This window comes from Streptomyces sp. NPDC051684, from assembly GCF_044453445.1.
Lineage (GTDB): Bacteria > Actinomycetota > Actinomycetes > Streptomycetales > Streptomycetaceae > Streptomyces.
In genome coordinates, this window is sequence record NZ_JBITCS010000008.1 from 170,439 (window position 1) to 190,885 (window position 20,447).

Consider the following 20,447-nt stretch of genomic DNA (forward strand, 5'->3'; position numbering starts at 1 on the left):
GTAAGGTGCCTCGCCCGGCACCCTAACCCGGCGACCCCGGCGGCAGATATCCACAGGGGCCCCGTTCCTGACCTTCGGCCAGTAACCTCAGCGCCCATGGAGCAGAGGCATCTCGGCCGCACCGGCCTGCGTGTGTCCCGGATCGGGCTCGGCACCCTCCTGTGGGGCCGGGACACCGACGAGCACGACGCCGCCGACCTGTTGAAGGCCTTCTGGGAAGCGGGCGGCACGCTCGTCGACACGGCCGACGTGTACGGGGACGGGGAGTCGGAGTATCTGCTCGGCAGGCTCATCGAGGGCCTGGTGCCGCGCCGTGACCTGGTCATCTCCACGAAGGCGGGCAGCGTGCCCGACCCGGACCGGCGCTTCGACTGCTCGCGCGGCCATCTGCTCTCGGCGCTGGACGCCTCGCTCGCCCGGCTCGGCACGGACTACGTCGATCTGTGGCAGGTGCACGCCTGGGACCCCGGCACACCGCTCGACGAGACGCTTCAGGCGCTCGACATAGCGGTGAGCAGCGGCCGTGCACGCTACGCGGGCGTCTCGAACTTCTGCGGCTGGCAGCTGGCCAAGGCGGGCACGTGGCAGCTGGCCGCGCCGGGCGCGCGCACGCGTCTCGCCAGTACGCAGATGGAGTACTCGCTGCTGCAGCGGGGCGTGGAGCGCGAGGTGCTGCCCGCGGCGCTCGACCTCGGCATCGGCCTGCTGCCCTCGTCGCCGCTGGGCCGCGGGGTACTGACCGGCAAGTACCGTTCGGGCACGCCCGCCGACTCGCGGGGCGGCTCGGACCACATGGCTCCGTTCGTCGAGCCGTATCTCGACGAGGCGGCCGGGCACATCGTGGACGCGGTCACGACGGCGGCGGACGGGCTGGCCGTGACGCCGTTGCAGGTGGCGCTCGCGTGGGTCAGGGACCGGCCGGGAGTGACCGCGCCGATCGTCGGCGCGCGCAACGCGCAGCAGCTCACGGCGGCATTGTCAGTGGAGGCCCTTAGTCTTCCTGACGAGATCTGCCAGGCGCTCGACGACGTGTCGGCGCCCGTGCACCGCTATCCCGATCAGGACTGGAGCACGTTGTGAGTACGGAGTCCGCTCCCGCGGAGAACGAGTCAGGGGCCCGCCCCGACACCGGGCCGGACACGGAGCACCCTGCCGAGGCGCCCGCGCCCGAGTCGGAGCCGGTATCGGTTTCGGGCGACGGCGACGGCGACGGCGACGGCGACGGCGACGGCGACGGCGTTGAAGCCGAGGTCGTGGCCGACGACGCCGAAGCCGATGCCGATGCCGATGCCGACAGCGACGCCGAAGGCTCCACCGACGACGCCGCGGGCGGGGCCGAGAAGGGCGCCCAGGTGTCCGAGGCCGAGGCCGAGCTGGCGGCCCAGCGGGAGTTCCGGGACCGGATCGCGGAGCGCAAGGCGGCCAAGGAAGGCCCGATCGACGCCGGGACGAAGCTGAGCGGTACCGCCGCCGATCTGCTGGCCGCCGTACGCGCGGTGGAGAGCGGCGAGAAGCCGCTCGCCGCCCCCGTGCTCGCGCCGCCCGAGCCCGAGCCGCGGCGGGAGTCCGCGGCCCCCTCCCCCGCCGAACCCGTGCGCCGGCCGCAGGCCACCGGCCAGGCGGGGCCCGACCCGGAGTCCGTCGCCGCGGTGCGGGCCGTGCTCGTCGAGGGCGGGGCCCCCGAGTCGCTGGCCGCCGCTGCCGCCGCGGCCCTGGGCGAGGGCGCGGGCGACGAACTGCGCGCGGATCCCTGGCTGTTGCTGCGGGTGAGCGGCGTGCGGCCCGAGCAGGCCGACGGGTTCGCGCGGGCGCTGCTCGGCGCGGAGTGCGGGCCCGAGGACGAGCGGCGGGGCCGCGCCGTCACCGTATGGCTGCTCGAACAGGCCGCGGACGCCGGGCACACGGCCCTCGATCTGCCGGTGCTCGCGGAGGCGCTCGGAAAGCGCGGGGTGCCCGATCCCGAGGAAGCCGTGCAGAGCGCCGTCGCGGAGGGCGACGCCCTGATCTTCCACGACCCGCTGGAGGACGCACCCGCCCCCGCGCCCGTCGCGGAGGAGGACGGCGAGGAGGAAGAGGCGGAGCGGCCGGTACGGGTCCTGGTCGGGCTCGAGCGGTACGCGCTCGCCGAGGAGAGCCTCGCCGACGGTCTCGCCCGGCTGCTCAACGCCGCGCCCAAGGACGAGGCTTCGGCCGCCGCCGGGCTCGAGGAGGCCGCGGGGGTGGAGCGGGGCACGACGGCCGAGCTGATCCGGGCGATCGCCGCGCACCGCCTCGTCCTGCACACCGGCGGGGAGGCGGCCCGCGCCGAGCCCGTCGCCGCGGCCGCCGCCGCGGGCAGGCTGGGCCTGCGGGTGTGCGTCGCCGCGCACAGCGCGGACGGCAGGCGCCGGGCGGCCGAACTCCTCGGACCCGACGCCCCTGCAACGGCCACCGCGACCGTCGCGGGCCTGCTCGCGCGGGCGGAGGGGCCGGGGCTCGACCGGGACGGGGCGTTCGCCCTCGACGTCCTGGTCGTCCTGGACGCGCCGCAGCTGGACGTGGGCGACGCCGCGATGCTCGTGGAGCTGCTCGCCGACGGGACGTGCCTGGTGCTCAGCGGGGCCCCGGGGACGCTGTGGTCGGCGGGGCCCGGCCGGGTCTTCGGCGACGTCGCGGCGGCCGAGATCTGCCCGCGCATCGCGTCCCGCACGCCGGACTTCGGGCCGATCGGCGAGCTGGTCTCGGGCATCGGCATCGGCGAGTTGAACCAGGTGGAGGCGCCGGGCAAGGAAGTCGTGATCGTTCCGGTGCGGGATCCGGCCGAGGCGATCCACCGGACCGTGCAACTCGTCGCGGACTCGGTGCCGCGGGCGATCGGGGTGCCGGCCGAGCAGACGCAGGTGATCACGCCGGGGCACGGGGGCGCCGCGGGGACGCGGGCGTTGAACGTGGCGCTGAAGGAGCGGCTCAATCCGGGGCCCGGGCGGTTCGGCGGCTTCGATCCCGGGGACCGGGTGGTGTACGTGACCGGGCGCGGGCGGATCCGGCCCGGGCTGGTCGTCGGGGCGGACGCGGAGGGCCTGCGCCTCGAGTGTGACGGCGAGCCGGTCCTCGTGCCGAAGGAGCAGGTGGAGCAGGGCGCGGTGCGGCACGGGTGGGCCGTGACCGGGCATCAGGCGGTGGGGGTTCGGTGGCCCGCGGCCGTGGTGGTGCTGCCGGGCGATGCGACGCAGACACTCAGCCGTCCCTGGGTCTACACGGCCTTCGGTCGCGGTGAGCGCCATCTTTCGGTGGTGCACGGTGCGGATGCGGCCCTCCCGCGAGCCGTGTCCGAGATCCCCGCGAAGCCCCGTACGACGCGCCTGCGCGGCCTTGTCCGGGCCCAGGTCCCGGGCTCATAGCCCGCCCCCGGGCTCCGGCAACCCAGCCGCGGCCGGGGCTCGTCCTCATCGCGCGACCCTGTCCCCGGCCTTCAGGGACTCTGCCGGGGGCAGGACCCCGTCCTCCTTACGCGGCACCATCCCGGCCTTGCCGGGGCCGGGGCCCTGCGCATCGACGCGCGGCATCGGGGGCCGCCTTGCCCACTCTGCCGCCCAAGGCGGGGCGGCACCGGGTTGCCCAAGGCGGGGGCGGCCCGACGCCCCGGGCGAGGAGCCGTTCCGGAGGCGACTGGCACCGTGGCTGCGGGCAGCGGCCGACGCCCCCGGAGGGGGCGGGTATGTGGGAGATGGGCGGGGGGGAAACGGGGCACGGGCCTTGCCTGCGGCGGATGGGCGCATCACGTCCCTGAGGACGGATGGGCAGATCAAGCCCTAGTGGTCGCATCACGCCCCGCGGGCAGGTGGACGGCATCAGACCCCCGTGGGCGGGTGGGCCAGGTATAGCCCCTGCGGCGATTGAGCAGCGGGGCCCGGGGCGGAGCCCCGTGGGTGGGGGACGGACGAGCGCCCAGAGCGGACCACCCGGCGAACGCCCCCCGGGTGAGTCCGCGGCAGCGGGGTGTCAGTGGTCCGCCTCCTCCAACGCCTCATCCGCGCCCTCACCCTCGTCCTCGTCGAGCTCGAACTCGTCGTCGTCGAAGACCGCGCTCACGTCGAAGCGGCACACCACCCGCTGCGGATCGACCTGCTCGAAGGGTGCCTCCAGCCATTCGCCGGGTTCCGTGGGGTCGTCCGATGCCGTGACCCAGAGCGTGGAGTCGCCCTCCTCCAGGCCGAACTCCTTGTGCCGGGTGGCGATTTCGTCGGGCTCGAACTCGCCGAAGAGGACACCGAGCGCGGCGTGCACACTGCTGCCCGCCCCGTTCGCGGCATCCGAGTCCGGCTCCGCGTCCAGGTCGGCGACCCGCCCGGCCTGGGCGAGCAGACGCTGCGGCTCGACCACGGCGTAGTCGCGTCGGATCAGCACGCTCAGCGCGTTCGGCTCCGCCGGTCCCGCGTACGGCGGCAGCGAGTCCTCACTGCCGGGGATCTCGAAGGGAGTGACCTCGTCGTAGCGGTCGTAGAGGAGTTCGTCGTACTCCTCGGCCGCGGCGGCCAGTTCGTTGAACGCTTCGTAGACGGCCGGATCGTCTTCTCCCGACCGGCGCTCGACAGCCGCCAAGTGGGCGTCGAGCGCAGCCTTGACCGCCTCGGCGGCGGCGCGTACCTCGGCAGCGGTGGGCTGCGCAGCATCAGACATAGTGCAGACGCTATCCGTACCGGGCCTCTGCCCGCACAATAGATGCGATGCCGGAATACGAATTTGTCGACGTGTACGTACCGCGCGGGGTCTCCCGCAAGGAGGCGACGCGTCTGCTGACGGACCATGCCAAGTACGGACACTGGGAGTTGGACCGCTTGAGCCTGCGCCGCGACGGCAGTCGCCGCGTGCGTCTGCGTCGACGGATCATCCGCCAGGTGCGGGCCACATGGTGACCTGGGCGACAGGCTCCAGGGCAAGGCGAAACAACGGAGCGGGCCCCGTCCGTGCGGGGCCCGCTCCGCTGTGTACCGCCTGATGTCACGCCGCTGCGTTCGCCCGCCGGTAGAGCAGCGCGCCCGCGAGCAGCGCACCCCCGGCGATCGGGACGGCCGCGCCGATCGGCACCGAGCTGCCGGTCTCCGCGAGGGTGCCGGTCGCCCGCGTCTGCGGGCTGCCGGTCTGCCCGAGCTGGGACTCGCCCTTGGGCATGTCGACGGTCTGCGTCCCCGGCTCGTTGCTCCCGCCGCGGTGCTCCGGGGAGCCCTGCGGGTCACCGGCGCGCGAGGGCGGGGTGTTCGAGTCCGCCGGCGGCGTCGTGGTGCTGCTGCCGCCGCCGTCGTCGGAGCAGCCGTTGCCGGTCGTGCCGTTGCCGACCGAGCCGGCGCCGATGGAGTTCCCGCACCCGTTGACCGGTACGTGCACCGGGACCGACACATGGTTGCCGGAGCCGACACCGGGTGAGTCGCTGGTGTGTCCGCCGGCCTGCGAGCCGCCGTCCGAGGACTGGCCGCCGGCCTTGTCGTCGCCGCCCGAGCTGTCGCAGCCGTTGCCGGAGGACGGGTTGAGCAGTCCGACGACGTTGATGGTGTTGCCGCAGACGTTCACCGGGACGTCCACGGGCGCCTCGACGGAGTTGCCGGACAAGACGCCCGGCGAGTCCGAGGAGCTTCCGTTCGCACTCGAGTCCGCGTGCGCGTAGCCACCGGTGACGGCGAGCACGCCGCCCGCGGCAGCCACGGTGATCAGGCCCTTCCGCATGACCTGTCGCATAGGTTTCCCTGCCTTGCCTTGTCAGTCTTGCCGTGGAACCTTGTCCAACCCGTCGGCCCCGGAGTGCATGGCTCGCACTCCGGGGCCGTGGGCTCAAACCCTCAAGGGGTGAGGCACAACGACGTCAGTCGTTGGCGCAGGTGTTACCGAAGGCAGGGTTCAGCAGCCCGATCACGGAGACCGTGTTGCCGCACACGTTCACCGGCACGTGGATCGGGGCCTGGATGACGTTGCCCGAAATGACGCCGGGGGACTGCGTGGCAGCACCCTGAGCGCCGGAGTCGGCGACGGCCATGCCCGCACCCGCGAGAACCAGACCACCAGTGGCAGCCGCAGCAGCGACGACCTTCTTGAGCATTATTCCTCCTTGTTGGCAATGCAGTCCCAGCCGCGGACTGCACTCCCTGTAACGAGGAAGAACTGATGGGGCTACGAGCACACAGTCCCTTTCACTCTTTCCGGTCCATTGCGCACGTGCGAACGATTCCCGGCCCGGCGCCGGGTTGACGTCAGGACGCGTCGATGAAGCGGTCCAGGACCCGCACGCCGAACTTGAGGCCGTCCACCGGCACCCGCTCGTCGACGCCGTGGAACATCCCGGCGAAGTCCAGCTCGGGCGGGAGCTGGAGCGGCGCGAAGCCGAAGTTGCGGATGCCGAGCTCCACGAAGGACTTGGCGTCGGTGCCGCCGGAGAGCATGTACGGGATGGCCTTGCCGATCGGGTCCTCGGCCTCGATGGAGGTCTTCATGGCCTCGACGAGCGCCCCGTCGAAGGTGGTCTCGACGGCCTTGTCCGCGTGCACGTCCTCGCGCTTGACCTTCGGGCCGAGGATCCGGTCGAGGTCGGCGAGGAACTCGTCCTCGTGTCCCGGCAGGAAGCGCCCGTCGACATTGGCGGTGGCCTCGCCGGGGATCACGTTGACCTTGTAACCGGCGCCCAGCTGCGTGGGGTTGGCGGTGTTGGAGAGCGTGGCGCCGATCAGCTTGGCGATGCCGCCGAGCTTGGCGATGGTCTCCTCCATGTTCTCCGGGTCGAGCTCGGTGCCGAGCGCGTCGCCGAGTTCGTCGAGGAAGGCGCGCGTCGTCTTGGTGACGCGGACCGGGAACTCGTGGCGGCCGAGCCGGGCGACGGCCTCGGACAGCTCGGTGATCGCGTTGTCCCGGTGGATCATGGAGCCGTGCCCGGCGGTGCCGGCCACGGACAGCTTCATCCAGTGCATGCCCTTCTCGGCGGTCTGCACGAGGTAGAGCCGGCGCTGCTCGTTGACGGTGAACGAGAAGCCGCCGACCTCGCTGATCGCCTCGGTGACGCCCTCGAAGAGGTCCGGGTGGTTGCGCACCAGGTGGCGGGCGCCGAAGACGCCGCCGGCCTCCTCGTCGGCGAGGAAGGCGAGGACGATGTCGCGCGGGGGCTTGCGCCCGCTGCGCAGCCGGTCGCGGACGACCGCGAGGGTCATCGCGTCCATGTCCTTCATGTCGACGGCGCCGCGGCCCCAGACGCAGCCGTCGGCGACCTCGCCGGAGAACGGGTGGTGGGTCCAGTCCGCCGCGTTCGCCGGGACGACGTCGGTGTGACCGTGGATGAGGAGGGCGGGCCGCGAGGGGTCCTCGCCCTCGATCCGGGCGACCGTGGAGGCGCGGCCGGGGTGGGACTCGAAGATCTTCGGTTCGAGGCCGACCTCGGCGAGCTTCTCCGCCGTCCACTCGGCGGCCTTGCGCTCGCCGGGGCCCGAGTGGTCGCCGTAGTTGCTGGTGTCGATCTGGATCAGTTCGCGGCAGAGGTCGACGACCTCGTCCTGCCCGGAGACCGCCCTGCCCGTGCTCGGCTCGCTCACGCTGCTTCCTCTCTTGCCGTGGATGCCTCTCATCCTCCCTCCCCCGGCCTCGGGACCCAAGGCCGGGCACGTCTCGTCACGTGCCGTTCACAGGCGGGACCGCCCCGACGAGGGGGCTGATCGAGGCACTCCGAATCCCTGGTAATGTTCTCTGTGTCGCCGCGGGGAACACCCGCACGAAGGCGGCAGACACCTTGTCCGGGTGGCGGAATGGCAGACGCGCTAGCTTGAGGTGCTAGTGCCCTTTATCGGGCGTGGGGGTTCAAGTCCCCCCTCGGACACAGAGAAAGACCCCAGTTCATCTGGGGTCTTTTGCGTTGTCGGGAACTGTGCCGGAGGCCCTTTCGGGAGCGGCGGTGCGTCGGTCGAAGACCAGGGGCCGGGCCACCCGCAGCGCCGTGGTGAGGGCGCCGAGCAGCACCGCGTCGTCGCCCGCCGCGCTCGCCTCGACGCGGGGGCGCAGCGGGGTGAGGCGGTGCAGGGCCCCGTTCACGGTGGCCAGCAGCAGGTCGGCGCCGCGGCCCACTCCCCCGCCGAGGACCACCAGATCGGGGTCGAGCACGGCGCTCACGGCGGCGACAGCGAGGGCGAGGCGTTCGCCTTCCTGTCGTACGGCTTCGTACGCGGCGCGGTCGCCTGAGCGTGCGGCGTCGAAGACGCGCTTGGCGGTGAGCGGGCCAGGTACGCCGAGGGCGCGGGCCGCGCGGACCACGGCGTCGGCGGAGACGGCGTCCTCCAGCATGCCGCGCCGGGGGGCGGCTCCCGAGGCGGGTACGCCGTCCAGGGGCAGGAAACCGATCTCGCCGGCGGCGCCGTGCGCGCCGAGGAAGAGTTCGCCGTCGGCGACGATGCCCATGCCGAGGCCCGTGCCGATGAGGACGTAGACGAAGAGGCGACTGTCCGCGTCCGCGCGGGAGGTGTACTCGCCGAGGGCGGCCAGGTTGGCGTCGTTGTGGGCGGACAGCGGGGTGCCGAGGCTCTCGCGCATCCGCTCGATGAGGCCGGGGCGGCCCCAGCCGGGCAGGTTGACGGCGTAGTGGACGCGGCCGGTGCGGCGGTCGAAGACGCCGGGGGTGCCGACGGTCGTGTGGACGATGTCGGCGGGCGCGAGGCCGGCGTCCCCGAGGGCCTGCGCGGCGCAGGCGACGGCCGCGTCGGCGACGGTGGTGGCGGCGCGGCCGCGGTTGCGTGTCTCGGTGCGGGCCACGATGGCGCCGGACAGGTCGGCGACGGCCGTGCGCAGGCGGGCGCGGCCGATGTCGATGCCGAGGACGTGTCCGGCGGTGGGCTCGGGTTCGTACAGGACGGCGACGCGGCCCCGGGCGCGGGCGTGGGTGCCTGCCTCGCGGACGAGGCCCGCGCGTTCCAGGACGGCGAGGGCGGAGGAGACGGTGGGTTTGGACAGGCCGCTGTCGCGGGCGAGTTGGGCCCGGGAGGCTGGGCCTTCGAGGCGCAGTCGTTCCAGGAGCATCCATTCGTTGTTGCTGCGCAGCCGTCGGCGGTTCCACGGGGGTGTGCTCATGCGTCCGGTCCGGGGGCCGTGACGTGGCAGGCCGCGGCGTGGTCCGCGCCGACCGGCTGGAGGCGCGGGGTGACCTGGTGGCAGCGGTCGACGGCGAGCGGGCAGCGGGCGCGGAAGCGGCAGCCGGGGGCGGGGTCGATGACGCGCGGGGGGTCGGTCCTGGCGGCGGCCGCGTCGATGTCGAGGGCGGCGCGGGGGTCGGGCACGGCGGAGAGGAGGAGTTCGGTGTACGGGTGGCGGGGGTGGGCGAGGACCTCTTCGGTGGGGGCCGTCTCGACGACGTGGCCGCCGTACATGACGGCGATCCGGTCGGAGAGGTAGCGGGCGCTCGCGATGTCGTGGGTGATGTAGAGGATCGAGACGCCCTCGCGCTCGCGCAGGTCCGCCATGAGGTTGAGCAGCCCGATGCGGATCGAGACGTCCAGCATGGAGACGGGTTCGTCGGCGAGGATCAGCCGGGGGCGGTGGGCGAGGGCCTGGGCGAAGCCGATGCGCTGGCGCTGGCCGCCGGAGAGTTCGTAGGGGTAGCGGCTCAGGACGTCGGCGGCGGGGGTGAGGCCGACCGCCTCGACGACCCGTTCGGCTTCCGTGCGGCGCTCGGCCGCGGAGAGTTCGGGGCGGTGCAGCACGAGGCCGCGCAGGATGCCGTGCGCGACGCGGTAGGCGGGGTTGAGGGAGGCGAACGGGTCCTGGAAGACCATGGGCACGGCGCCTCGGTAGGCGAGTTTCTCGCGGCGGCCGCGCAGGGCGGTCAGCGGGCGGCCCGCGTAGCGGATCTCGCCGCGGGTGGGCTTGTGGACCTGGGCGACGAGGCGGGCGAGGGTGGACTTGCCGCTGCCGCTCTCGCCGACGAGGGCGACGATCTCGCGGGCGCCGACGGTGAGGTCGACGTCGTCGACGGCGTGCAGGAGGCGGCGGGTCAGTCCGGTCCCGACCTTGAAGTGGCGGGTGAGGCCGGAGAGTTCGAGGAGCGGTTCGGCGGTCACCGGGCGGCCTCCGTGGTGGCGGGGGCGTGCAGGAGGCAGCGGGAGCGGGCCGCTGCGACGTCGTAGAGGGCGGGTTCCGTGTCGTGGCAGCGCGGCATGACGACAGGGCAGCGCGGGTGGAAGCGGCAGCCGGTGGGCGGGGCGGCGAGGTCGGGCGGGCTGCCGGGGATGGCGGGGGCCGTGGATCGAGGGGAACGCCTCAAGGAGGCCGCGGCTGTAGGGGTGCGAGGGACGGTCGAAGACCGTGCGGGTGGGGCCCGCCTCGACGACCTGGCCCGCGTACATGACGAGGAGCTGGTCGGAGAAGTGCGAGACGAGGGACATGTCGTGGGTGACGAACACGACGGCGAAGCCGAGGAGTTGCTGGAGTTCCTTGATCTGGACCATGAGGGAGCGCTGGGCGACGACGTCGAGCGCGGAGGTCGGTTCGTCCATGACGACGAGGTCGGGGGTGAGCAGCAGCGCCATGGCGATCATGGCGCGCTGGCGCATGACGCCGGAGAGCTGGTGCGGGTAGCTGCGCAGATGGACCGGGTCGATGCCGACGAGGCCGAGGACCTCGACGGAGCGGGCGTGGATCTCCTCCTTCGTGTACGTGCCGTGGGCCGCCATGGCGTCCTTGTACCGGGCGGCGAGGGTGGCCACGGGATTGAGGGCGTTCATGGCGGACTGCAGGACGACGAAGAAGTCGCGCCAGCGCAGGGCGGCCAGTTCGCGGTCGGTCATCGTGACGAGGTTCTCGCCGCGGAAGCGGACGGCGCCCCCGGCGATCCGGGCGGGCGGGTTGAGGAGTCCCGCGACGGCGAACATGAGCGTCGACTTCCCGCAGCCGGACTCTCCGACGACGGCCGCGAACTCGCCTTTGCGCACGGTGAGTTCGACGTGGTCAACCGCGGTCACGGGCCCGTTCGGGCTGTCGTAGGCGACGCTGAGGTCGGTGACCGTCAGCAGGGCGTCCGGGGTGTCAGGCACGGGAGCGCCCCCTTCGTACGGGGCGCAGGGCCGGGTTGCCGATCTCGTCGAAGGCGTAGTTGACGAGGGCGAAGGCGACGCCGAGGAGGGCGACGCAGAGGCCGGGGGCGATCGACCAGAGCGGGGTGCCGGTCCGGAGGGCCTGCTGGTTCTGCGCCCAGTAGAGCATCGTGCCCCAGCTCTGCGAGTTCGGGTCGCCGAGGCCGAGGAATTGCAGGCCGGCGGCGCTGACATGTCCTGCCAGTCCCTTCGTGGGCCGGATGCGTCAGGTTCCGGTGCGCGCGGCCTCGACGGCCAGCGCGAGTGCCCCGAGCAGGGGCGCGTCGTACGGATGCGCGGCGGCTTCGAGCTCCGGCGGGTAGGGCACGGCGGCGTCCAGGGCGGTGCGCAGCCTGTCGTGCAGGGCGCCCCAGGAGCGGACCATGCCACCGCCGACGACGATCCGCTGGGGATCGAGGGCGATGCTGAGGTTGACGAGGTGGAAGGCCAGTTCGTCGATGAACTCCCCTATGTGGTCGGCAAGTTGGCGGGAGCCTGCGGAGCGGGCGGCGCGGCTCAGGGCCCTGCCGCTGACGACGTCTTCCAGCGGGATCCGGTCGGCCGCCATCCGGCCGACGTCGGCGCGCGCCCGCAGGCTGTATCCGATCTCGCCGGACGCGCCGTTGCGTCCGGCGACCACGGCGCCGCCCACGACCAGGGCCACGGCGAGGCCGGTGCCGAGGTTCACGTACAGGCCGGGGTCGCAGCCCTTCAGTGCCCCGGCGGCGTGCTCGTAGCGGGCGGCTGCCTTCACGTCGGTGGTCAGGCGCAGCGCCGATCCGGGGAATTCCAGGGCGAGTTCACGGCCGAGGGCGAGCTCGCCCCAGCCGGGGATGTTCGGGGCGAGAGCGACGCCGTCGGCGCCGGGGATGCCGATGGTGGAGACGCCGACGGCGAGCGGTTCGCGGCCGTCGAGGAGGGTCCGGGCGGCGGCGACGGCCCGTTCCAGACCGGCGCGGGCGCCCTGTCCCGCGGCGGTCTGGACGGTGCGGTCGCGCAGCCGGGTGCCGTGCGGGTCGGCGACGGTGAGTGCTGTCTTGGTACCGCCGAAATCGAGGGCGAGAACGACTGGACCTTGCGCAGATGGCACGTGGAGCTCCTCACGTCGGAGGCGAGCGCCCGTGGAACCGTCGATAAAGTTACGTAACTAAACGAGGTGCTACGAGAATGTACGCGCGGCGGCGGCCGGGCGTAAGTCCCCGCGCCCACACGGGATCCGGGGCCCCGCGAAGGGCTGGCCCGGAGGCGCCCGAGCGGCGCGTGATGCAATGGTCTGCCACGAGACGGAACAGGGGTGGAGTGCGGCGTGTTGGCGAACGGTGGGCCCGATGCGGAGAATTTCCGGCCGCTGGACGACCGCGATCCACGGACGGCGGGCGGATACCGCCTGGTCGCGGGCCTCGGCTCCGGAGGCATGGGGCGCGTCTACCTGTCGCACACGCCGGGCGGCCGGGCCGTCGCGGTCAAGGTGATCAGACCCGAACTGGCCGAGGACCCCGAGTTCCGGCGCAGGTTCCGCACGGAGGTCGCCGCTGCCAGCAAGGTGCACGGGCTCTACACGGCGCCGGTCGTCGACAGTGACACGGAGAGCCCGGTGCCGTGGTGCGCGACCGCGTACGTGCCCGGCCCCTCGCTCGCGCAGGCGGTGCGCGAGCACGGGCCGCTGCCGGTGGACACGGTGCTGCGGATGACGGCCGGGATCGCGGAGGCGCTGCAAGCGGTGCACGACGCGGGGATCGTGCACCGCGACCTGAAGCCCTCGAACGTGCTGCTGGCCTCGGACGGGCCGCGCGTCATCGACTTCGGGGTAGCGCGGGCGGCGGACGCGACGTCCGTGACGAGCAGCGGGGCGGCCGTGGGCACGGTCGCGTACATGGCTCCGGAGCAGGTGCTCGGCGGTTCCGCGAGCGGCTCCGCCGATGTGTTCGCGCTCGGCCAGACCGCGGTGTTCGCCGCCACCGGGAGCACCGCGTACGGGGAGGGCGAGCCGCACGCGGTGCTGTACCGGGTCGTGCACGAGGAGCCGGATCTGTCCAAGGTCCCCGAGGCCCTGCGGGAGTTGATATCCGGGTGTCTCAGCAAGGAGGCCGAGGACCGGCCGACGGTGACGGAGGTCATCGAGACGGTCCAGACGATTCGTGAGGCGCAGCCCGGCGGGGCGGGGCCCGCGACGGACGCCTGGCTTCCCGGTGAGGTCGCGGAGGGGATCGCGGCGCGGGCGGAGGGTGCCCGGGTGACCGGGGCGGAGCCGACGGGGCGCGCGACGCCGCCGCGTGGTACCACGAGTGAGCCCGGGACGCCCGGGAGCCCTGTCCCCGCCGGCGAGTTCGGGCCGCCCGTCGCGTTCGCCCATGCGTCGCCCGGCTCCCCCGCCGCGCCCTCGGGTGTCGAGACCGCCGCGGTGCGCACCGGCCCCGAACGGGGGCGTTCGCGTGCCTGGCTGCTGGCGGCCGCCGGGGTCGCGCTGGTCGCTTGCGGTGCGGCGGCTGCGCTGTACTTCGTGCCGGGCGACGGACCGCGGGACGACCGGGCGGGAGGGCGGACGGCCCCGAGTTCGCCCGAGGCGTCGGGGTCCGCGTCGAAGTCGGCCTCGCCCTCGAAGTCCGCCTCGCCGGACGCGTCCACGTCGCCGCGGAGGTCCGGGGGCGCCGCGGCTCCCGCGCCGTCGGGGGCGCCGGACGACGGCGCGACGGCCGCTCCCCCGTCCCCCGGCCCGAGCGAGCCGGAGACCTCGGAGCCGCCCGCCCCGTCGACGTACAACGGCATCGTGATGACGGACGGCCAGGACCTGTTCCTCTCGGACGATCCGGTGGGGGCCAAGCCGGACGACGGGCAGCCGAGCGAGGACCTGACGTACGACGTCTACGAGAACGGCGCCAAGCTGTCGCCCGGCACCGGGTCGGGGAGCACGCTCGCGGCGCTGCCCGCGGACCGGCCGGCCACCCTCGACGCGTGCCGTGAAGCGCAGGGGGCGCAGGAGTTCTTCTGGGTCTACAACCTGTCCGTGGGGCAGCGGCTCTGCCTGGTCAGCGGGTCGGGGGACGTCGGTCTTCTGACGCTCCAGGGCAAGACGGAGGGCAAGAACGTGACGCTGGACGCGAAGGTGTGGCGGGCCTCCGACCAGTAGACGGGCCTGTGGGCGAACGGAAAAGCCCGCCGGACCGTGCGGTCCGGCGGGCTTCGTGCGCGTCGCTTACTTGGACTCGACGGCGTGGCCGCCGAACTGGTTGCGCAGCGCCGCGATCATCTTCATCTGCGGCGAGTCCTCCTGGCGGGAGGAGAAGCGGGCGAACAGCGACGCGGTGATCGCGGGCAGCGGGACGGCGTTGTCGATCGCGGCCTCCACGGTCCAGCGGCCCTCGCCCGAGTCGGCGGCGAAGCCGCGCAGCTTGTCGAGGTGGGTGTCCTCGTCGAGGGCGTTGACGGCGAGGTCGAGCAGCCAGGAGCGGATGACCGTGCCCTCCTGCCAGGAGCGGAAGACCTCCCGGACGTTGTCCACGGAGTCGACCTTCTCCAGGAGCTCCCAGCCCTCGGCGTAGGCCTGCATCATGGCGTACTCGATGCCGTTGTGGACCATCTTGGAGAAGTGGCCCGCGCCGACCTTGCCGGCGTGCACGTAGCCGAAGTCGCCCTCGGGCTTGAGCGCGTCGAAGACCGGCTTGACCTTCGCGACGTTCTCCTCGGAGCCACCGACCATCAGGGCGTAGCCGTTCTCCAGGCCCCAGACGCCGCCGGAGACGCCCGCGTCGACGAAGCCGATGCCCTTGGCCGCCAGCTCCTCCGCGTGCTTCTCGTCGTCCGTCCAGCGCGAGTTGCCGCCGTCGACGACGATGTCGCCCTCGGAGAGCAGGCCGCCGAGCTCGTCGACGGTGGACTGGGTCGCGGCGCCGGCCGGGACCATCACCCACACCACGCGCGGGCCTTCGAGCTTCTCGACGAGTTCGGCGAGGGAGGCGACGTCCGAGACCTCGGGGTTGCGGTCGTAGCCGATGACCTCGTGGCCGGCGCGGCGGATGCGCTCGCGCATGTTGCCGCCCATCTTGCCGAGACCGATGAGACCGAGCTGCATGTCGTTCACTACTTTCCGTGTTAGATGCGGCCGCGCAGGGCGCGGTACGTGCTGACCAGGGACTGCGTCGACGCGTCGAGGCCGGGGACCTCCGCGCCTTCGGTGAGGGCCGGTTCCACGCGCTTGGCGAGGACCTTGCCCAGTTCGACGCCCCACTGGTCGAAGGAGTCGATGTTCCAGACGGCGCCCTGGACGAAGACCTTCTGCTCGTAGAGGGCGATGAGCTGGCCGAGGACGGACGGGGTCAGCTCGCGGGCGAGGATCGTCGTCGTCGGGTGGTTGCCCTTGAAGGTCTTGTGCGGGACCAGGTCCTCGGCCACGCCCTCGGCGCGCACCTCGTCCGGCGTCTTGCCGAAGGCGAGCGCCTGGCCCTGCGCGAACAGGTTGGCCATCAGCAGGTCGTGCTGGCCCGCGAGGGTGTCGGACAGCTCGTCGACCGGCTTCGCGAAGCCGATGAGGTCCGCAGGGATCAGCTTCGTGCCCTGGTGGATGAGCTGGTAGTAGGCGTGCTGGCCGTTGGTGCCGGGGGTGCCCCAGACGACCGGGCCCGTCTGCCACTCGACGCCGCGGCCCTGGCGGTCCACGGACTTGCCGTTGGACTCCATGTCGAGCTGCTGGAGGTACGCCGTGAACTTGGAGAGGTAGTGGCTGTACGGGAGCACCGCGTGCGACTGCGCGCCGTGGAAGTTGCCGTACCAGACGCCGAGGAGGCCGAGCAGCAGCGGCGCGTTCGTCTCGGCCGGGGCCGTGCGGAAGTGCTCGTCGACGAGGCGGAAGCCGTCGAGCATCTCGCGGAAGGCGTCCGGACCGATCGCGATCATCAGCGACAGGCCGATGGCCGAGTCGAAGGAGTAGCGGCCGCCGACCCAGTCCCAGAACGCGAACATGTTGGCCGTGTCGATGCCGAACTCGGAGACCTTCTCGGCGTTGGTCGACAGCGCGACGAAGTGCTTGGCGACAGCCTTCTCGTCGCCGCCGAGCCCGTCGAGGAGCCAGGAGCGGGCGGCCTTCGCGTTGGTGATCGTCTCGATCGTCGTGAAGGTCTTGGACGCGATGATGAACAGCGTCTCGGCCGGGTCGAGGTCGCGGACGGCCTCGTGCAGGTCGGCGCCGTCGACGTTGGAGACGAAACGGAACGTCAGGTCGCGGGCGGTGAACGGACGCAGCGCCTCGTACGCCATCGCCGGGCCGAGGTCCGAGCCGCCGATGCCGACGTTGACGACGTTCTTGATCCGCTTGCCGGTGTGTCCTGTCCACTCGCCCGTACGGACCTTGTCGGCGAAGACGGCCATCTGGTCGAGGACCTCGTGCACCTTCGGCACGACGTTCTCGCCGTCGACCTCGATCACGGCGTCGGCCGGTGCGCGCAGGGCCGTGTGCAGCACGGCGCGGTCCTCGGTCGTGTTGATCTTCTCGCCGCGGAACATGGCGTCGCGCTGCCCGAACACGTCGGTGGCGGTGGCCAGTTCCTGGAGCAGGGCGAGGGTCTCGTCCGTGATCAGGTGCTTGGAGTAGTCGATGTGCAGGTCACCGACGTCGACCGTGTAGCGCTCGGCGCGGGCCGCGTCCTTCGCGAACAGGTCGCGCAGGTGCGTGCCGTTGAACTTCGCGCGGTGGTCCTCCAGTGCCGTCCACTGCGGGCGACGGGTGAGGAGGGGGGTGCTGTCAGGCATGTTGAACGGACTCCTTGGTGACTTTGCCGGGGGCGGCCGCCTGCAGGGCCACGGCGTACATCTCGTCGGCGTCGAGGCGGCGCAGTTCCTCGGCGATCAGTTCGGCGGTGGAGCGCACCTTGAGGGCGAGGGTGCGCTCGGGCTGTCCGGGGAGGGTCAGCTTGGCGAGCGGCCCTTCCGGGCGGTCGATGCGGATCTCGCCGTTCGGGGTACCCAGGCGGACCGCGGTGACGACCGGGCCCGCGGTGACGACCCGCTCGACCGGGACGTCGAGCCGGGCGCCGAGCCAGCGCGCGAGCAGTTCGGCGCTGGGGTTGCCGGCCTCGGACTCGACGGCCGCGGAGACGACGTCGGTACGGGCCTGGTCGAGCGCGGCGGCCAGCATGGAGCGCCACGGCGTGAGCCGGGTCCAGGCCAGGTCGGTGTCGCCGGGGGCGTAGTGCGCGGCGCGCCGGTCGAGGGCGGCGAGCGCGTCCTCGTCGGCGTACAGGTCGGTGATGCGGCGGGCGGCGAGCGCGCCGAGCGGGTCCTTGGAGGGCTCGTCGGGGGCGTCGACCGGCCACCACACGACGACCGGGGCGTCGGGCAGCAGCAGCGGCAGGACGACGGAGTCGGCGTGCTGGCCGGTCTCGCCGTACAGGCGCAGGATCACCGTCTCGCCGGTGCCGGCCTCGGAGCCGAGGCGGACCTCGGCGTCGAGCCGGTTGCCGTGCCGGTCGCGGGGCAGGCGCTTGGTGCGCCGGATGACGACGAGGGTGCGCGAGGGGTGCTCGCGGGACGCCTCCTGGGCGGCCTTCGTCGCGTCGTACGCGTTCTCCTCGTCCGTGACGATGACCATCGTCAGGACCATGCCCACCGCGGGGGTTCCGATGGCGCGGCGCCCTTCGACGAGCGCCTTGTTGACCTTGCTTGCCGTGGTGTCGGTCAGGTCGATCCTCATGGCCTTCGCCAGCTCCGTCCGTCTCGTGCGAGCATCTCGTCCGCTTCCTTCGGGCCCCAGCTGCCCGAGGCGTACCGGGCGGGCTTGCCGACCTTGTCCCAGTGCTCCTCGATGGGGTCCAGGATGCGCCAGGACTCCTCGACCTCCTCCGTGCGCGGGAAGAGGTTCGCGTCGCCCAGCAACACGTCCAGGATCAGCCGCTCGTACGCTTCCGGGCTGGACTCGGTGAACGACTCGCCGTAGGCGAAGTCCATGGACACGTCGCGGATCTCCATCGACGTACCCGGCACCTTGGATCCGAAGCGCACCGTCATGCCCTCGTCCGGCTGAACGCGGATGACGATCGCGTTCTGGCCGAGTTCCTCGGTTGCGGTGTGGTCGAACGGGGAGTGCGGGGCGCGCTGGAAGACGACCGCGATCTCGGTGACGCGGCGGCCGAGGCGCTTGCCGGTGCGCAGGTAGAACGGGACGCCCGCCCAGCGGCGGTTGTCGATGCCCAGCTTCACGGCCGCGTAGGTGTCGGTCTTCGACTTGGGGTCGATGCCGTCTTCCTGGAGGTAGCCGGGGACCTTCTCGCCGCCCTGCCAGCCACCGGCGTACTGCGCGCGGACCGTGGACCTGTCGAGTTCGGCGGGGAGCCGCACGGACTTGAGGACCTTGAGCTTCTCGTTGACCAGCGACTCGGCGTCGAACGCGGCCGGCTCCTCCATCGCCGTGAGGGCGAGCAGCTGGAGCAGGTGGTTCTGGATGACGTCGCGGGCGGCGCCGATGCCGTCGTAATAGCCGGCGCGGCCGCCGATGCCGATGTCCTCGGCCATCGTGATCTGCACGTGGTCGACGTAGGACCGGTTCCAGATCGGCTCGTACATCTGGTTGGCGAAGCGGAGCGCCAGGATGTTCTGGACGGTCTCCTTGCCGAGGTAGTGGTCGATGCGGAAGACCTGCTCGGGCGAGAACACGTCGTGCACGATCGCGTTCAGCTCGCGGGCCGACTCGCTGTCGTGGCCGAACGGCTTCTCGATGACGGCGCGCCGCCAGGAGCCCTCGGCGGCGTCCGCGAGACCGTGCTTCTTGAGCTGCTGGACGACCTTGGGGAAGAACTTCGGCGGCACCGAGAGGTAGAACGCGTAGTTGCCGCTGGTGCCGCGCTTCTCGTCGAGCTCGTCGACGGCGCTGCGCAGCTGCGAGAACGCGGTGTCGTCGTCGAAGTCGCCGGGGATGAAGCGCATGCCCTCGGCGAGCTGCTGCCAGACCTCTTCGCGGAAGGGGGTGCGGGCGTGCTCCTTGACCGAGTCGTGGACGACCTGCGCGAAGTCCTGGTCCTCCCACTCGCGGCGGGCGAAGCCGAGGAGCGAGAAGCCCGGCGGCAGCAGGCCGCGGTTGGCGAGGTCGTAGACGGCCGGCATCAGCTTCTTGCGGGACAGGTCGCCCGTGACGCCGAAGATGACGAGCCCGGAGGGGCCCGCGACGCGCGGCAGACGGCGGTCGCGGGGGTCCCTCAGCGGGTTCTGCCAAGCGGTGGAGCTCACTTGGACTCAGCCTCCGTCAGACGGGAGGAGACGGTGGAGAGCAGGTCGGTCCAGGCGATCTCGAACTTGGAGACGGCCTCGTCCTCGAGCTGCTGGGTGACCTCGTCGAGCGAGATGCCGAGCGCGTCGACGGCCTTGAGCTCGGCGCGGGCCTGCTCGTAGCGGCCGGTGATGGTGTCACCGGTGATCTCGCCGTGGTCGGCGGTCGCCTTCAGGGTGCCCTCGGGCATCGTGTTGACGGTGCCGGGCGCGACCAGCTCGTCGACGTACAGGGTGTCCTTGTACGCGGGGTCCTTGACGCCGGTGGAGGCCCACAGCGGGCGCTGCTTGTTGGCGCCGGCTGCCTCCAGCTTGGTGGCGCGCTCGGAGCCGAAGACCTGCTCGTACGCCTCGTAGGCGAGCCGGGCGTTGGCGAGGGCGGCCTTGCCCTTGGCGTCCTTGGCCGCGTCGGTGCCGATCTTGTCGAGACGCTTGTCGATCTCGGCGTCGACGCGCGAGACGAAGAACGAGGCGACGGAGTGGATCGAGGAGAGGTCGATGCCGCGCTCGTGGGCCTTCTCCAGGCCGGCCAGGTAGGCGTCCATGACGGCCTGGTAGCGGTCGAGGGAGAAGATCAGCGTGACGTTGACCGAGATGCCGAGGCCGATGACCTCGGTGATCGCCGGGAGGCCCGCGAGGGTGGCCGGGATCTTGATCATCACGTTGGGGCGGTCCACGAGCCAGGCGAGCTGCTTGGCCTCGGCGATGGTGGCCTCGGTGTTGTGGGCCAGGCGCGGGTCGACCTCGATGGAGACGCGGCCGTCACGGCCCTGCGTGGCGTCGTACACCGGGCGCAGGATGTCGGCGGCGGCGCGCACGTCCTGGGTGGTCATCATGCGGACGGCCTCGTCGACGGTGACCTTGCGGACGGCCAGGTCGGCGAGCTGCTCCTCGTAGCCCTCGCCCTTGCCGATGGCGGCCTGGAAGATCGAGGGGTTCGTGGTGACGCCCACGACGTGACTGTCCGCGACGAGCTCGGCGAGGTTGCCGGACTCGATGCGGGTGCGGGACAGGTCGTCCAGCCAGATGGAAACGCCTTCGTCGGACAGGGCCTTGAGGGGTGCGACGGCGTTGCTCATGTTCTGCTTCATCTTCTTTCGGCTGTGCTTGCTACAAAGACGTGGGTGAGGG

General features: G+C 72.3%; 17 protein-coding genes, 1 tRNA gene and 1 pseudogene. 5 read left to right on the forward strand and 14 right to left on the reverse strand.

All coding sequences use genetic code 11. The features are described from left to right. The first annotated feature begins 96 nt into the window (after positions 1 to 96). The gene (locus ACIA8D_RS12615) at positions 97 to 1,080 is read left to right on the forward strand and encodes an aldo/keto reductase (RefSeq protein ID WP_399231354.1); all 984 of its coding nucleotides are present in this window, start codon (positions 97 to 99) and stop codon (positions 1,078 to 1,080) included. Further along, positions 1,077 to 3,380: a helix-hairpin-helix domain-containing protein gene (locus ACIA8D_RS12620; RefSeq protein ID WP_399231356.1), complete on the forward strand. Its 2,304-nt coding sequence runs from the start codon at positions 1,077 to 1,079 to the stop codon at positions 3,378 to 3,380. Before ACIA8D_RS12615 ends, ACIA8D_RS12620 begins: the two co-directional genes overlap by 4 nt. Before the next feature lie 601 nt (positions 3,381 to 3,981). On the opposite strand, the gene ACIA8D_RS12625 is transcribed toward ACIA8D_RS12620, so the two are convergent. Then, positions 3,982 to 4,659, reverse strand: coding sequence for a hypothetical protein (locus ACIA8D_RS12625; RefSeq protein WP_399231358.1), 678 nt, complete (start codon positions 4,657 to 4,659; stop codon positions 3,982 to 3,984). A 47-nt stretch (positions 4,660 to 4,706) separates the two neighbouring features. Here ACIA8D_RS12625 and ACIA8D_RS12630 point away from each other — a divergent pair, with 47 nt between their 5' ends. Beyond that, on the forward strand, positions 4,707 to 4,895 hold the full coding sequence (locus tag ACIA8D_RS12630; protein WP_399231360.1) for a DUF5703 family protein: 189 nt from the start codon (positions 4,707 to 4,709) through the stop codon (positions 4,893 to 4,895). A gap of 85 nt (positions 4,896 to 4,980) precedes the next feature. Here ACIA8D_RS12630 and ACIA8D_RS12635 read toward each other — a convergent pair whose 3' ends face one another. From ACIA8D_RS12635 to ACIA8D_RS12645, 3 genes are all read right to left on the reverse strand, one after another. Next, positions 4,981 to 5,700 carry a chaplin family protein gene (locus ACIA8D_RS12635; RefSeq protein ID WP_399231361.1) on the reverse strand — a complete coding sequence of 240 codons (720 nt, stop codon included), beginning with the start codon at positions 5,698 to 5,700 and terminating at the stop codon, positions 4,981 to 4,983. A 136-nt stretch (positions 5,701 to 5,836) separates the two neighbouring features. After that, positions 5,837 to 6,070, reverse strand: coding sequence for a chaplin ChpH (gene chpH, locus ACIA8D_RS12640; protein ID WP_399231363.1), 234 nt, complete (start codon positions 6,068 to 6,070; stop codon positions 5,837 to 5,839). 151 nt (positions 6,071 to 6,221) lie between these two features. Then, positions 6,222 to 7,547 (reverse strand): M20/M25/M40 family metallo-hydrolase, encoded by a 1,326-nt coding sequence (locus ACIA8D_RS12645; protein WP_399231365.1) that lies wholly within the window; start codon positions 7,545 to 7,547, stop codon positions 6,222 to 6,224. 196 nt (positions 7,548 to 7,743) lie between these two features. On the opposite strand from ACIA8D_RS12645, the gene ACIA8D_RS12650 reads away from it, so the two are divergent. Further along, a tRNA-Leu gene (locus tag ACIA8D_RS12650) sits at positions 7,744 to 7,828 on the forward strand. Positions 7,829 to 7,845: 17 nt separating this feature from the next. Here the strand turns inward: ACIA8D_RS12650 and ACIA8D_RS12655 are convergent. The 5 genes and pseudogenes from ACIA8D_RS12655 to ACIA8D_RS12675 all read right to left on the reverse strand — a co-directional run bounded on the left by ACIA8D_RS12655 (position 7,846) and on the right by ACIA8D_RS12675 (position 12,156). Next, a complete protein-coding gene (locus ACIA8D_RS12655; protein ID WP_399231367.1) occupies positions 7,846 to 9,069 on the reverse strand; it encodes an ROK family protein in 1,224 nt (407 codons plus the stop codon). After that, positions 9,066 to 10,055, reverse strand: coding sequence for an ABC transporter ATP-binding protein (locus ACIA8D_RS12660; protein WP_399231518.1), 990 nt, complete (start codon positions 10,053 to 10,055; stop codon positions 9,066 to 9,068). The genes ACIA8D_RS12655 and ACIA8D_RS12660 overlap by 4 nt, the downstream gene beginning before the upstream one ends. A gap of 95 nt (positions 10,056 to 10,150) precedes the next feature. Then, positions 10,151 to 11,027, reverse strand: a pseudogene (locus tag ACIA8D_RS12665) (ABC transporter ATP-binding protein); the annotation flags it as partial. After that, complete coding sequence (locus tag ACIA8D_RS12670) at positions 11,020 to 11,196, reverse strand: hypothetical protein (protein ID WP_399231369.1); 177 nt, start codon at positions 11,194 to 11,196, stop codon at positions 11,020 to 11,022. The gene ACIA8D_RS12670 and the pseudogene ACIA8D_RS12665, both read right to left, overlap by 8 nt. Before the next feature lie 96 nt (positions 11,197 to 11,292). Next, positions 11,293 to 12,156 (reverse strand): ROK family protein, encoded by an 864-nt coding sequence (locus tag ACIA8D_RS12675; protein ID WP_399231371.1) that lies wholly within the window; start codon positions 12,154 to 12,156, stop codon positions 11,293 to 11,295. A 216-nt stretch (positions 12,157 to 12,372) separates the two neighbouring features. On the opposite strand from ACIA8D_RS12675, the gene ACIA8D_RS12680 reads away from it, so the two are divergent. After that, on the forward strand, positions 12,373 to 14,193 hold the full coding sequence (locus tag ACIA8D_RS12680) for a serine/threonine protein kinase (RefSeq protein ID WP_399231373.1): 1,821 nt from the start codon (positions 12,373 to 12,375) through the stop codon (positions 14,191 to 14,193). 66 nt (positions 14,194 to 14,259) lie between these two features. Here ACIA8D_RS12680 and gnd read toward each other — a convergent pair whose 3' ends face one another. The 5 genes from gnd to tal are packed head-to-tail and all read right to left on the reverse strand — an operon-like array spanning position 14,260 to position 20,395. Continuing rightward, entirely contained in the window at positions 14,260 to 15,135 is an 876-nt protein-coding gene (gene gnd / locus ACIA8D_RS12685; RefSeq protein WP_399231374.1) for a phosphogluconate dehydrogenase (NAD(+)-dependent, decarboxylating), read from the reverse strand. 20 nt (positions 15,136 to 15,155) lie between these two features. Then, entirely contained in the window at positions 15,156 to 16,808 is a 1,653-nt protein-coding gene (gene pgi / locus ACIA8D_RS12690; protein ID WP_399231376.1) for a glucose-6-phosphate isomerase, read from the reverse strand. After that, complete coding sequence (opcA, locus tag ACIA8D_RS12695; protein WP_399231377.1) at positions 16,801 to 17,748, reverse strand: glucose-6-phosphate dehydrogenase assembly protein OpcA; 948 nt, start codon at positions 17,746 to 17,748, stop codon at positions 16,801 to 16,803. Before opcA ends, pgi begins: the two co-directional genes overlap by 8 nt. After that, complete coding sequence (gene zwf, locus ACIA8D_RS12700) at positions 17,745 to 19,277, reverse strand: glucose-6-phosphate dehydrogenase (protein WP_399231379.1); 1,533 nt, start codon at positions 19,275 to 19,277, stop codon at positions 17,745 to 17,747. Before zwf ends, opcA begins: the two co-directional genes overlap by 4 nt. Then, positions 19,274 to 20,395: a transaldolase gene (gene tal / locus ACIA8D_RS12705; RefSeq protein WP_399231381.1), complete on the reverse strand. Its 1,122-nt coding sequence runs from the start codon at positions 20,393 to 20,395 to the stop codon at positions 19,274 to 19,276. The genes zwf and tal overlap by 4 nt, the downstream gene beginning before the upstream one ends. Between the last annotated feature and the right edge of the window lie 52 nt (positions 20,396 to 20,447).